12 protein-coding genes and 1 pseudogene are annotated in these 12,368 nt (G+C 71.3%); 3 read left to right on the top strand and 10 right to left on the bottom strand.

Translation table 11 applies throughout. The features are described 5' to 3' along the window. Both D471_RS0127490 and D471_RS0127485 read right to left on the bottom strand, forming a co-directional pair. Positions 1-1,091 (bottom strand): GAF domain-containing protein (locus tag D471_RS0127490; RefSeq protein WP_017601593.1); only part of this gene is annotated, 1,091 nt, incomplete at its 3' end. After that, positions 1,076-1,903, bottom strand: a complete 828-nt coding sequence (locus D471_RS0127485) for a 3-hydroxybutyrate dehydrogenase (RefSeq protein ID WP_017601592.1) — start codon at positions 1,901-1,903, stop codon at positions 1,076-1,078. The genes D471_RS0127490 and D471_RS0127485, both read right to left, overlap by 16 nt. 229 nt (positions 1,904-2,132) lie before the next feature. Between D471_RS0127485 and D471_RS0127480 the strand changes: the two are divergent. Then, a pseudogene (locus D471_RS0127480) lies at positions 2,133-3,137 on the top strand (extracellular catalytic domain type 1 short-chain-length polyhydroxyalkanoate depolymerase); the annotation flags it as partial. An 8-nt stretch (positions 3,138-3,145) separates the two neighbouring features. Here D471_RS0127480 and D471_RS0127475 read toward each other — a convergent pair. The 5 genes from D471_RS0127475 to sigK all read right to left on the bottom strand — a co-directional run bounded on the left by D471_RS0127475 (position 3,146) and on the right by sigK (position 7,517). Beyond that, a complete protein-coding gene (locus tag D471_RS0127475; protein ID WP_017601590.1) occupies positions 3,146-3,379 on the bottom strand; it encodes a hypothetical protein in 234 nt (77 codons plus the stop codon). A 203-nt stretch (positions 3,380-3,582) separates the two neighbouring features. After that, positions 3,583-4,080: a MarR family winged helix-turn-helix transcriptional regulator gene (locus D471_RS36535; protein WP_051059265.1), complete on the bottom strand. Its 498-nt coding sequence runs from the start codon at positions 4,078-4,080 to the stop codon at positions 3,583-3,585. Between the two features lie 181 nt (positions 4,081-4,261). Further along, positions 4,262-5,905, bottom strand: coding sequence for an AMP-binding protein (locus D471_RS0127465; protein ID WP_017601588.1), 1,644 nt, complete (start codon positions 5,903-5,905; stop codon positions 4,262-4,264). 215 nt (positions 5,906-6,120) lie between these two features. Next, positions 6,121-6,930, bottom strand: a complete 810-nt coding sequence (locus D471_RS0127460; protein WP_017601587.1) for an anti-sigma factor — start codon at positions 6,928-6,930, stop codon at positions 6,121-6,123. Then, a complete protein-coding gene (gene sigK / locus D471_RS0127455) occupies positions 6,927-7,517 on the bottom strand; it encodes an ECF RNA polymerase sigma factor SigK (RefSeq protein ID WP_051059266.1) in 591 nt (196 codons plus the stop codon). Before sigK ends, D471_RS0127460 begins: the two co-directional genes overlap by 4 nt. A gap of 606 nt (positions 7,518-8,123) precedes the next feature. Here sigK and D471_RS41415 point away from each other — a divergent pair. Beyond that, entirely contained in the window at positions 8,124-9,323 is a 1,200-nt protein-coding gene (locus D471_RS41415; protein WP_017601584.1) for a molybdopterin-dependent oxidoreductase, read from the top strand. Positions 9,324-9,422: 99 nt separating this feature from the next. Beyond that, positions 9,423-9,737, top strand: coding sequence for a hypothetical protein (locus D471_RS0127445; protein ID WP_017601583.1), 315 nt, complete (start codon positions 9,423-9,425; stop codon positions 9,735-9,737). 90 nt (positions 9,738-9,827) lie between these two features. Here D471_RS0127445 and D471_RS0127440 read toward each other — a convergent pair whose 3' ends face one another. The 3 genes from D471_RS0127440 to D471_RS0127430 all read right to left on the bottom strand — a co-directional run bounded on the left by D471_RS0127440 (position 9,828) and on the right by D471_RS0127430 (position 11,753). Continuing rightward, positions 9,828-10,511: a hypothetical protein gene (locus D471_RS0127440; protein ID WP_017601582.1), complete on the bottom strand. Its 684-nt coding sequence runs from the start codon at positions 10,509-10,511 to the stop codon at positions 9,828-9,830. 172 nt (positions 10,512-10,683) lie between these two features. Beyond that, positions 10,684-11,091, bottom strand: a complete 408-nt coding sequence (locus tag D471_RS39790) for a DUF6114 domain-containing protein (protein WP_275041356.1) — start codon at positions 11,089-11,091, stop codon at positions 10,684-10,686. Next, positions 11,088-11,753: a DUF6230 family protein gene (locus tag D471_RS0127430; protein WP_017601580.1), complete on the bottom strand. Its 666-nt coding sequence runs from the start codon at positions 11,751-11,753 to the stop codon at positions 11,088-11,090. Before D471_RS0127430 ends, D471_RS39790 begins: the two co-directional genes overlap by 4 nt. Positions 11,754-12,368: the final 615 nt, after the last annotated feature.

The raw sequence follows: 12,368 nt of genomic DNA, 5'->3' as shown, positions 1-12,368 counted from the left end.
TTGGCCAGCGACGAGAGCACCGCCTCGGCGAGGTCGGCGTCGTGTGACGGGTCACCACCCGGTTCGGCCTCGCCGACCACGCCCTCGGGGGTGGCGGTCACCGACGCGTCCGAGGTCGTGTCGTGGATGAGCACCGAACCCCCCAGCACCTCCGCGATCGCCGCCGCCACCTCGCGCACCCCGCCGCCGCGCAGCACGAGGTCGGTCAGCCGGTCGTGCGCCGCCGCCGACCGCTCCACGGACGCGGTGTGTCGCTGGAGCCGCTCATTCACCGTGTGCAGCTCGTCCAGGGCGCGGCGGGTGTCGTCGATGAGGTTGGCGCTGTCGATCGCGATCGCCGCGTGCGTGGCCAGCGATGCCAGCAGCGCCACCTCCGAGTGCGCGAACGGCCGTTCACGCCGGTTGGCCGCGAACAGCACCCCCACGTCGCGGCCGTTCATCTTCAGCGGTACGCCCAGAATGGCCACCAGGCCCTCCTCGCGCACCGCGTGGTCGATGTTCTCCGCGTGGGTGAACCGCGGGTCGGTGAAGTAGTTCGCCGTGACGTAGGGCAGCGCGGTCTTGGCCACCAGGCCGCCCAGACCCTTGCCCGCGCCGAGCCGCAGCTGCTGGAAGGACGCCGACACCGACCCCGACGTCACCCGCATGTACGTGCCGCCGGCCTCCGGGTCGCTCAGGGTCAGGTACGCGACATCCGTGCCGAGCAGGTGCCGGGCCCGCTCCACGATCGCCTGGAGGACCTGGTCCAGGCTGCGCATCCCCGCCAGGTCGTTGGCCGTCTCGAACAGGGCGCTCAGCTCGGACTCGCGGCGCTGCCGGTCGCGCATGACCGAACGGACGCGCAGCGCCGTCAGCTTCGCGCTCTCCAGGGCGGCCACGACGGCCGGGTCGGCGCCCTCCGCGCGGGCGCGCAGCACCGGCCGCTCGTACTCGACGGTCGGCGCGTCCCGCAGGAGGAGGTCCAGGAAGGGCGCCTGGTCCACCGGGCCCGCCGGGCCGTCGGCGGACGCGTGGTCGGGGTGCTCGTCCGGGAGGTCGTCCGGGGACGCGCCGTCCTCGGACGTGGGGATGGTGTTCAGCTCGCGCTCCATGCTCCGTCGACGGCCAGCGACGCGCCGTTGACGAACGACGCGTCGTCACCGCACAGGTAGACGACGAGTTCGGCGACCTCGGCCGGTTCGATCAGCCGCTTCACCGGACTCCGGGCCAACAGGACCTCCGCGGCCACCCGCTCCTCCGGGATGCCGTGCGCCGCCGCCTGTTCGGCGATCTGCCGCTCCACCAGGGGGGTGCGCACGTAGCCGGGGTTCACACAGTTGGAGGTCACGCCGTGCTCAGCGCCCTCCAGGGCCACCACCTTGGAGAACCCCTCCAACCCGTGCTTGGCGGTCACGTAGGCCGACTTGTAGGCCGAGGCGCGCAGCCCGTGCACCGAGGAGATGTTCACGACGCGGCCCCAGCCCCGCTCGTACATGTGCGGGAGGGCACCGCGCACGACGCGGAACGGCGACTCGACCATGAGTCGAAGGATGAACGAGAAACGCTCCGGTGGGAAGTCCTGGACGGGGGCGACCGTCTGGACCCCCGCGTTGTTCACGACGATGTCGGCGCCGCGCCCGGCCTCCTCGGCGGCGTCCAGGTCGGTGAGGTCGATCTCGACGGGTTCGCCGACGCCCTGGTCGGCCAGCTCCGCGAGGGCCCGACCGTCCAGGTCCGCCATCCGGACGGCGGCACCCGAGGCGGAGAGCCGCAGCGCGCAGGCGCGGCCGATGCCGCTGGCGGCACCGGTCACCAGCGCGGTCCTGCCGGTCAGGTCGACCCGGGCGGTGTGGGCGGCGGTGGTCGGGGCGGGGGTGCCGGGCGCCTGCTCGACCGTGCCCGACGGGGACTCGTGCATCGTCATGCCAGCAACGTAGGTCGGGCGGGCCGAACACGGGATGGAGTTCGGGTACACACGCGCCACCGAGGATGTGTGGTGGATTGACATGCCTTCAGGGGGACTGTGGAGTTCCTACGGCGCGAGCGTCTGTGATCAGGGTCTCATCGACATGTCGACTGGGTCACAGTCCGGGTTAGGCTCCGTGCGACGGTTCGGCCGAACCCGACCCCCACCGTCGAACCCGGAGGTTCCCATGAACTCCCCCAGGGCCGTTCGGACGGCCCCGACCCTCCGAACGTCCGTCGCGGCGCTGCTGGCCCTGGTCGCCGCCGCCGCGACCGTCCTCCTCGCCACCGCACCGCGTGCCGAGGCCGCGACACTGACCCCGGTGCCCTCCTTCGGCGCCGATCCCGGAAACCTCGGCATGTACGCGTACGTGCCCGACGGTCTCCCCGACGACGCACCCCTGGTCGTCCTCCTGCACGGCTGCGGCCAGGACGCGGCCGCCTACCACGCCCACTCCGGCTGGGCCGAGCACGCCGACGCTTCCGGCTTCGCCCTCGTCTACGCCCAGCAGAACTACCTGAACAACTTCAGCCGCTGCTTCAACTGGTTCTCTCCCGGCGACGTGGCCAGAGGGTCCGGCGAGGCCGCCTCCGTACGCTCCATGGTCGGGTACGCCGTGGCCGAGTACGGGCTCGACGCCGACCGGGTGTACGTGTCCGGTCTCTCCGCCGGCGGCGCGATGGCCGGTGAGCTGCTCGCCGCCTACCCCGACGTCTTCGCCGGGGGGTCGGTCGTCGCCGGTGTGCCCGTGGGGTGCGCCGACGGCATGCTCGACGCGTTCACCTGCATGAACCCGGGTGTGACCCGGACCCCCGGACAGTGGGGCGACCAGGTGCGCGCCAAGTATCCCGACTGGACGGGACCGTGGCCGCGCGTCGCCGTCTGGCACGGCACCGCCGATTACACGGTCGTTCCCGCCAACGCGGACGCGAGCGTCGCGCAGTGGACGAACGTCGCGGGCGTGTCCGGTGAACCCGACAGCACCGAGACGATCGGCGGTTCCACCACGGCGGCCTACCACGGAGGCGGACCGACGACGGCGGCCGTCGCCCGGTACACGGTGTCGGGTATGGGGCACGGCGTTCCCGTCGAGCCCTCCACCGGGTGCGGGAGCGCGGGCGCCTACTTCCTCGACACCGTCTGCTCGACCGGTCACACGGTCGCGTTCTGGGGCATCGGCGACCCGGTCGGCTGACCCCCTCAGAGCGGGCTCTCACCCCTGGCCAGGCGGCCGAAGTGGGCGACCGTGGCGCCCAGCGCGAAGTGCGCCGCCTGGTGCTCGGTCATCGGTACGACGCCGGCGGAGATCTGCACCCGGAAGGGGAACTCGTCCTCGGGGCGGATGCGGAAGTCGTCGATCACCCCCTGGGACAGGAGCATGGTGAGGGCCTCGCGGACCTGTCCGCTGCGGTTGTCCGACGCCCAGATCGACATGTCACCAAGGTAACGCAGTCGCCCCGCCCCGTTACGGGGTTCCGGTGGACACCGTGCTCCGGCGGAGGGCGCTGACACGTGTGTGGGCGGGCACGACGGCCCGCCCACACACGGAGCAGGCGGGCACGACCCCCGTGGTGCCCGCCCTCGCCGTCGACCGTGTCCGTCGCCATCCCCCGATAGTGGACACGGTGACGGGGATTTCAGGGGTGTGACTCGGAGGGGGGCACGCCGTGGTCGAGCACGTTGCTCCTCAGGCGCCCCAGGGACAGGCGCGTGGACTCGAACTCGCCCTCGGGGAGCGCGATGGCCCGGCCGATCGCCTCGGGGATGCCCTCGGCCCGGTCGCGCAGCCCCCGCCCCTTGTCGGTGGCGGTGACGCGGACGGTCCGCTCGTCCTCGGGATCGCGGCCGCGGTGGAGGAGGCCCCGTGTCTCCAGACGCTTGAGCATCGGGGTGAGGGTGCCGTAGTCGAGTTGCAGGACGGAACCGATCTCCTTGACGGAGCAGTCTCCCCGCTCCCACAGCAGCATCATCACCAGGTACTGGGGGTAGGTCAGCCCCAGCGGATCCAGGAAGGGCCGGTAGAGGTTGGTGACGGCCCGCGCGGCGGTGTACAGCGCGAAGCACATCTGCTCGTCGACGGGGGGCAGGGGGGAACCGCCCTCAGGGGCAGGGGTTCGGTCCGACACCGAACACATGGTAGTTACCGCGTGGGCGATGTCAAAGTTTTCGATGTCCTCGCGCACGAGGTCTTAGGGTGCCTCGAAGGTATCGCCCCGGGCGGGCGGACCCGCGCTCGGCCGGCTCACGAGCCCGAAGGCCCTCCGGCGGCCCGCGGGCCGCCGGAAGCCGAGCACCGGACGGAACCGGCGGACGCCGTCACCGCTGGGGAAGGTCCGTCGGCAGGTACCGCTTCATCACCTTGCCCGCGGGATTGCGCGGCAACTCGTCCAACAGGACCACGTCACGCGGCACGGAGAATCGGCCGAGCTCCCTGCGGACGGTCAGTCGGACCTCGTTCGGGTCCACCCGCGCACCCTCACGCGGCACGACGAACGCCGCGAAGCGGTGGCCGAACTCGTCGTCCGGCACACCCGTCACCGCCACCTCGCGCACCGAGGGCAGCGTCAGGATCGACTCCTCCACGGGGCGGGGGAAGACGTTCTCCCCACCCGAGATGATCATGTCGTCGTCGCGCCCGGCGACGTGCAGCAGTCCCTCGGCGTCGATGTGCCCCCGGTCGCCGGTCTCCATGAGCCCGTGCGCACTGCGCTTGTTCGCACCGTTGGTGTACCCGTCGAACAGCATCGCGTTGCCGACGAAGATCGACCCCTCCGTCCCCGGTGGCACCTCCTCACCTTCCGCGTCGAGGATCGCCACCCGTGTGCCCACCGGGGGCCGCCCCGCCGTGCTCGGCGCCTTGCGCATGTCCTCCGGGGTCGCGATGGTCGCCCACGACACCTCGGTCGACCCGTACAGGTTGTAGAGGACGTCCCCGAACTCGTCCATGAACTCCGTGATCAGCCGGGGGCTCAGCGCGGAACCGCTGCACGCCACGATGCGCAGCGACGAGGTGTCGTACCTCGCCCGTACCCGCGCGGGCAGGTCCATGATCCTCCGCAGCATCACCGGGGCCGCGACCAGCACCGTGCAGCGTTCCTCGGCCACGGCCCGCAACGCGTCCTCCGGGTCGAACCGGCGGCGCGTGACCAGTGTCGTGCGCAGGGACATCCCCAACTGGACACCCGCCAACCCCCACGTGTGGAAGAACGGCGCCGAGACCAGGACGCGGTCCGACGCGTGCAGCGGGATCCGGGACAGCACGGACGCCGCGTCCCGCGGACCCCGCGGCGTCGGGCGGCGCGCGCCCTTCGGCGTGCCCGTCGTCCCCGAGGTCAGGACGATCAGCCTCCCCGGGCGACTCGGCGGCGCCGGATCGGCCTCCGCGCCCTCCTGGGCGCGCCACGGAACCTGGAGGCCCTCGTCCGGGACGTCCCCCCAGGCCCGGACACGGGGAACATCACCGGGGACCTTTGAGCACCGGTCCTCGAACTCGTCGTCGACGATGAGCACCGACACCCCGTTGGTCACCGACGCGGCGGCCAACTGCCCGGGGGACAGTCCCGTGTTCAGCAGGACGGAGTCGGCGCCCAGACGACCACAGGCGATCATCGCCTGCACGAACGCGCTGTGGTTGCGGCACAGCACCCCCACCCGCGACCCCTCGCCCACACCCAGGCGGCGGTGCAGCATGCGGGCGAGGGCGCGACCACGCAGGTCCATCTCCCGGAAGGTGGCCGCACCCCGTTCGTCGACCACGGCCACCCGGTCGGGGACACGTTCGTTCGCGGCGGCGTAGGCCCCGGCCACCGTCGCACCCCAGGTGCGCAGGGCGCGCAGCTGCCGGATGATCCGGTCGGGCCGCCCGGGGCTGATCACCCCGGAGCGGACGAGGACCCGTACCGTGCTCAGGGTCTGTCGCAGGGGTGAGGTGTCGGACGGGCTTCCGGCGTTGGACGCCATGATGTCTCCGAAGGGTCATCAGGGACGGGCGAAGCGGTCCGCGCCTCACCGGAGAGCCTTCGCCGCCCGACTCCCCGGAGTACTGCGACGGTAGGCGACGGGCCGCCGGTTTTTCTTTGTTCCGGAGTGAGTGTCCGGTCGGGCCGGTTTGTCACTCCGGGACAGAGCAGCGGGTGCTTCGCGGGGCTTCCGGGCGCGGATCGCCCGGAAGCTGATCAGAGGTCGAACTTCATGGGCCGCTCGCTCGGTTCGGGCATGCCTCCCTCCGGTTCCAGGGAGACCCCCACCTGGACGGGGGAGCCCATGTCGTGCGCCATCCCGGCGTAGCGCCCGTCCGACGACAGCGAGAGCATCCCGGCTGACCGCATGCCGTCCTCGTCGACGTACCACATCTGGTAGGCCATCCCCTGAGGCGCGTCCGGCAGCCCCTCCACGACGAGCATGAGCGCGTCCATCTCATAGGAGGTGAAGGCCGTGGCCCGGGCGTCGTCCCCCAGCGGTCCCTCGTGCATGTGCGTGTCCGGCGCGGCGAGCAGGGCCTCGACCTCGGCGTGGTGCCGCTGGCTCTCCTCCATGGTGCGGCCCACGGACAGCAGTGTGACCCCCAGTGACACCGCGACCAGTGCGCACGCCGCCGCCACGAGCCACGGCAACTGCCTGCGCCACCAGCGCGCCGGGCCGCGCACCACCTCGGCGGCGCTCCCGTCCCCGCCGTGGTTCCCGCCCTCGTCCCCGTCGGCCGGACGCCCGTGCCCCGCCGCCCGCTCCCCGTCCGCCTTCGGGAGGGGCGGGAGCGGTGCCTGACGCGTCCGACGCGCCTGGGCGCTGATCCGCGTCCACAACTCCTCCGACGGCTGGGCGGCCTCCGCGTAAGCCAGTCTGACCAGCGTCTCCCGGAACTCCGCCAGGTCGCGTCGGCAGTCGTCGCACTCGGGCAGGTGCCGCTCCACAGCGGCACGCTCCTGCGGATCCAGACCGTCCACCGCGTATCCGGCGATCAGGCCGTGGATGTCCACGTCGCTCATGCGGCCACCCCCAAGCAGTCACGGAGTCGGATCAGACCGTCGCGCAGGCGTCCCTTCAACGTGGTCAACGGGACCTTGAGCAGGTCGGCCGCCTCCCGTTGCGTGTAGCCCGTGTAGTAGGTGAGCCGGACGGCGTCGCGCTGCAGTTCGGTGAGCCGGCGCAGACAACGCCGCACCTTCTCCCGTTCGAGACTGGTCTCGACGTGCTGCTCCACGCCGTCGGCCGGGGTCGCCCCCGGTTCCAGGCGGCCCGCCGCGGCTGTGCGCTCCGTCGCGGCCTCCTCCGACCGCACCCGGTCGACCGCCCTGCGGTGCGCGATCACCAGCACCCAGGAACGGGCGCTCCCGCGCGCGGGGTCGAAACGGGAACAGTGCCGCCACACCTCCAGGAACACCTCCTGGGCCACCTCCTCGGACTGGGCCTCGTCCAGGAGGACCCGGCGCACCACACCGAACACCGGTCCGCACAGTTCCCGGTAGACACGCTCGAACGCGGCGAGGTCGCCCACCGCCGTCTTGCGGACCAGCTCGGCCAGCTCGTCGTTCGAGGGCACCGATCCCCCGCCGGGCCTGCCGGCGCCATCCATCCCGATGTCTCTCACCCGTTCCACGGTCACCGTCCTCCCGCCTGCCGTTTCCCGGTATTCGGCGCGGAGTGCGGCGGGGCGACGTCCCGATCGGGACATGTTTACCTTTTCGTGATCCTATTCCACGTCTCCCCGGCCGGACCGGTTCCGAACCCAGGGCATGTTCGACACCACCCGCACCACCGGACGCCTGCCGGGAGCGATCGTCGGCCTGGTCGCGACCGGTGCCGCGCTCGCGACGGCCGAGGTCGTCGGCGCCCTGCTGTCCAGGCCCGCGTCGACACCGCTCCTGGCCGTGGGCGACGCCGTCGTCGATCTCACCCCGCAGCCGGTGAAGCAGTTCGCGGTCGACACCTTCGGGACGGCCGACAAGATCGCCCTGTTCGTCGGTATGGGCATGATCCTGGCGGCCGCGGCGGCGCTGCTGGGCGCGGCCGCGGCCCGGCGGAGGTGGATCGGCTTCGCGGGGATCGCGGTGTTCGGGGCGGTCGGTCTGGCCGCGGCCCTCACCCGTCCCGGGAGCGGGGTGCNACGCCCCCGACACTCGCCGGGGCGGTCGCCTGCGGCGGAGTCCTCGTCTGGCTGCTCAGGGCGGCGTCACGACCGGTGCCCTCCGCCCCGGACGAGCACCAGCCCGCCCCGGACGAGCACCAGCCCGCCCCGGACGAGCACCAGCCCGCTCCGGAGGGGACCCGAACCGCCGCGGAGGAGCCCCGGGGATTCGACCGCAGGAGGTTCACCCTGCTCGCGGGCGCCGCCGCTGTCGCCTCGGCGGGCGCGGGGACGGTCGCCAGAACGCTGGCCTCGTCCAGCACGGGCGTCGGCCTCGCGCGAGAGGACGTCTCCCTCCCCCGGCCCGCCTTCCCGGCGGCCCCCGTCCCTGACGGCGCGGACCTGGAGATCGACGGGCTGGCCTCCTTCTTCACCTCGAACGACGAGTTCTACCGGATCGACACCGCCCTCTCCATACCGCGCGTGGACGCCTCCACCTGGTCGCTCCGGGTCCACGGACTGGGCGCGCGCGAGCGGGTGTACACCTTCGCGGACCTGCTCGCCCGGGACGACCTCACCGAACGCGACATCACCCTGGCCTGCGTCTCCAACCCGATCGGTGGAGAGTACGTGGGCAACGCGCGTTGGATCGGCGTGCCGCTCGCCACCCTCCTGGAGGAAGCGGGTGTGAGCCCACCCGCGGACGGCGGACCGGCGGACCAGCTCGTGTCACGCTCCGAGGACGGCATGACCATCGGCACGCCCGTGGCCGACGTGATGGACGGGCGCGACGCCCTCATCGCGATCGGGATGAACGGGCAGCCCCTCCCCCACGAGCACGGGTTTCCCGCCCGCATGGTGGTGCCCGGCCTGTATGGGTACGTGTCGGCCTGCAAATGGATCGTCGACATCGAGCTGACCACCTTCGACGCCTTCGACGCCTACTGGGTCCCGAGGGGGTGGTCGGCCCGGGGACCGATCAAGACACAGTCGCGGATCGACACGCCGCGCGAACGCGCGACGGTGCCCGCCGGAACGACCATGCTCGCGGGTGTGGCCTGGGCACAGCACACCGGGATCGACCGGGTGGAGGTCCGAGTGGACGACGGCGAGTGGCGCGCGGCCACGTTGGCCGAGGAGGACACCGCCGACACCTGGCGCCAGTGGGTTCACGAGTGGGACGCCGAACCGGGGGAGCACCGGATCTCCGTGCGTGCCACCGACAGGGGCGGTGCGACACAGACGTCGGAGCGGGCCGCCGTGGCCCCCGACGGAGCGACCGGCCACCACACGATCGAGGTGACCGTCACCTGACGGTCGGCCCCCGGACGTGGACACAAGACCTCCCGGGGGCCCGTGGACGGGGCTCCGGGACGGACGACGGATCAACGGCAGAACAGGAAAGAGCCAACCATGACCGCACGCAACACCCTGCGCCGCCTCCTCGTGGCCGGAGCCATCAGCGCCACCGCCGCCCTCTCCCTGGCCGCGTGCAACGACACGGCGGGCGACGAGCCCGCCGTGGAGAGCGAGGAGATGGAGGAGGGGACCGATGACGGCATGGAGGAGGACTCCATGAATGAGGACTCCATGGATGAGGGCATGGAAGAGGAGGACATGGACGACTCCATGGACGACGACATGACGGAGGAGGACGCCATGGACGACGGCATGGAGGACTCCACCGACTCCATGGAGGACACGGAGGACATGGAGGACGAGAACTGACCCCTCGACCCTCTTCCGGGAGCCCGGCCCGCGCGGGCCGGGCTCCCCGGGGACATGGGTCGGCCCCGTGTCCCCGTCAGCTGGTCGGGGTCAGCCGGTCACGGTGATCGGCGCCGTCGGGTCGTCGGCGTTGGTGACCGCGTAGGTGGCGGTGAAGCCGGACTCGGTCACCTCCGTCGGGCAGCCGAAGCCGCCCTCGACGACGGTCGGCGCGGTGGTGTCGAACTCCAGCGTTGAGACCGAAGCGCCGTTGGTCCACGTGCCCGCGATGCCGATGTCGGCGTTCGGGCTCACCGTGGCGGTGCACGACGCCAGGCCGCTCGTGGTCACCACGATGCCCCCGGCCGGGACCACCATGGTGCCCACGGACGGCGAACCGTGCTGCATCGACATCTGCCACACCGGGTCGACCACGTCGACGGTGGCGGACACGAACGTGATGTTGGTGGAGCAGTCCGTGAAGTCCGGGGAGTTGATCGGGCCGGAGACCGGACCCGCGGGGTTGTGGTTGTCGGGGGTGTCGGGAACCAGGTTGTTGCCGCCTCCGGGGGAGGTCGACGAGGTGTCGCAGGTGATCACGACGTTCCCGGCGGTGAAGACGGCGCTGCCGGAGATCGACGCCTCGAAGGCGGCCCCGGCGGGCTCGACGGTGGTGGAGGCGGCCTGCGCGGCCAGGGCGGTGCCGCCCAGGGTGAGACTGAGGACACCGGCGGAGGCCGCGGCGGACACGGCGAGGCAGGAGCGGGTGCGGGATCTCGGTCGGGGAACCGACATGATGACTCCTTGTGTGGTGGCCGGGCGCCACACACGAGCGACGCCCAGCGGTACTGGGGAATCGCGCCGATGTAGGTAGACGGGACTTGCCGGACGGGACCGGGAACGCGTGGGCCGGAGCCCGCGCGCCCCGGGAGCTCGTGGGGTCGTCGGAGGGACGAGGGACCAGGGGTCAGCGCCGATGGGGCGGACGTGCGACGGGCCGCCAGGCGAAGGCGAGGCCGCCGCCGAGCAGGGCCAGCAGGGTGCCGACCAGTAGGCCGCCGAGGTTCGACAGGATGAGCGCGCCCAGGCCGAGGAACCCGGCCAGCGATCCGGTGATGACGTGCTGGTTCGGGGTGAACCAGGTGACCAGACCGAGCAGGACGAGCATCCCGCCGAACAGCAGCGACGAGACCCCGCCGACGCCCGTCTGAACCATCAGTTCCAGCGGCATGATCACGAATGAGGCCAGTACGACGCCGGAGGCGATGATCAGGAGCCCGCCCGCGAAGGGGCGGCGTTTGCGCCAGTCACGCCAGGCACGCGGGCCGCGCGTCCCCTCTCCGGGGCGGCGGGACCCCCGACGCGTTCCCCTCAGAAGCACTCGTCGTCCCCGAGCCGCAGGCTGAGGCTCAGCCCAGAGAGCCGGAAGGTTCCGGCGCTGGCCGCACGGGCGGTCTGCTCCAGGCCCTCGACGTGGATGGTGTCCGACTGCATGCCGAAGGTGTCCTGGAAGCCCCGTGCTCCCTCCGGTCCTTTGTCGAGGGTGGAAGCGTCACGGCCGATCTCGATGTTCTCGAATTCGGCGTTGCCGTCCATCTGGGACATGTCGATCATCAGGTTGCTGGCCTCAACCGGTGTTCCCTGGTCTCCAGCGGTGAGGGTGAGGGAGATGGTGCCGATGATGGGGAACTCGGTGAGCACCGACTGGCAGAGGTTGTGGATCTCCGCCTCACGGATTCCGGCCACCGCGGCGGGCACGGCCTCACCGCGCGCGGTCTCGTTCAGCCAGCCGTACTGCACGAAGCCCTCGCCGTGCAGTTCGTCGGCGGAGATCTTGAAGTCCTGCCCGGAGACGGTGAACGACGCGGCGAGCGCGCCCTCGGCCATGGCCACGACGATGCCGCCGACCGCGGCGGTCGCGGGTAGGGCGAACAGGGCGAAGCGCTTCCAACTGGTGTGGCTCTCAGGGCCGGTGCCGATGGGGTCGGCGGGCGGCGTCAGGGGCTCGTCGACGGGTTCGGAGGATGTGATGTCCATGCGCGTAGTTCCTTGGGTACGGGACCGCGCTGCGCCTGCCGTCCCCCCGAACATCCGGCACGCGGTCTGGTCTGGATCCTCCCCGTGGAGTGGGGTGGTGCCTCTACTGGAATCTGTTGCATCCAGCAGTGCTGCACATCATGTGATGCTCTTCCCCTTATTTCAAGGGTGTTTCAGCAAGTTTCCGAGTCTCGTTCGGCATCTCCACAGAAGGCTTACGAGAACAGGTTTCAGTTGGTGGCAGCGAGACTGAAGGGGCTTCGAGGGGTGCTGTGTGCGGTGTGGGGTCTGGTGGGGCCCCAGGGGGATCAAGCGATCCAGGGAAGGGTGACCGCCGACACAGCGCGTTCGGTTTGCCTGGGGTCTGGTCGGGGGGTAATGTTCTCCGAGTCGCCGCGGGACGGTGAGCGGCCCTCAGGGCCGACTCGGAACCGGGCCGCGATCTGAACTCCTCTCGCTGAACCGACTGGTTCGAGCATGCGCTCGGAACGGGTAAGCTCAGTGAGCGCTCCAGGGCCGATCAATTGCGAACGGGAATGGCGCGCGAGGTAGGATAAAGTGACACAAGCGGGCGCTTTACCCCGTTCGGTTGATCCGAAACCGCCGATTTGGCGG

It is taken from the genome of Nocardiopsis lucentensis DSM 44048, assembly GCF_000341125.1.
In the GTDB taxonomy this organism is placed as follows: Bacteria; Actinomycetota; Actinomycetes; order Streptosporangiales; family Streptosporangiaceae; genus Nocardiopsis; species Nocardiopsis lucentensis.
This window is presented reverse-complemented; position numbering and strand designations above follow the sequence as displayed.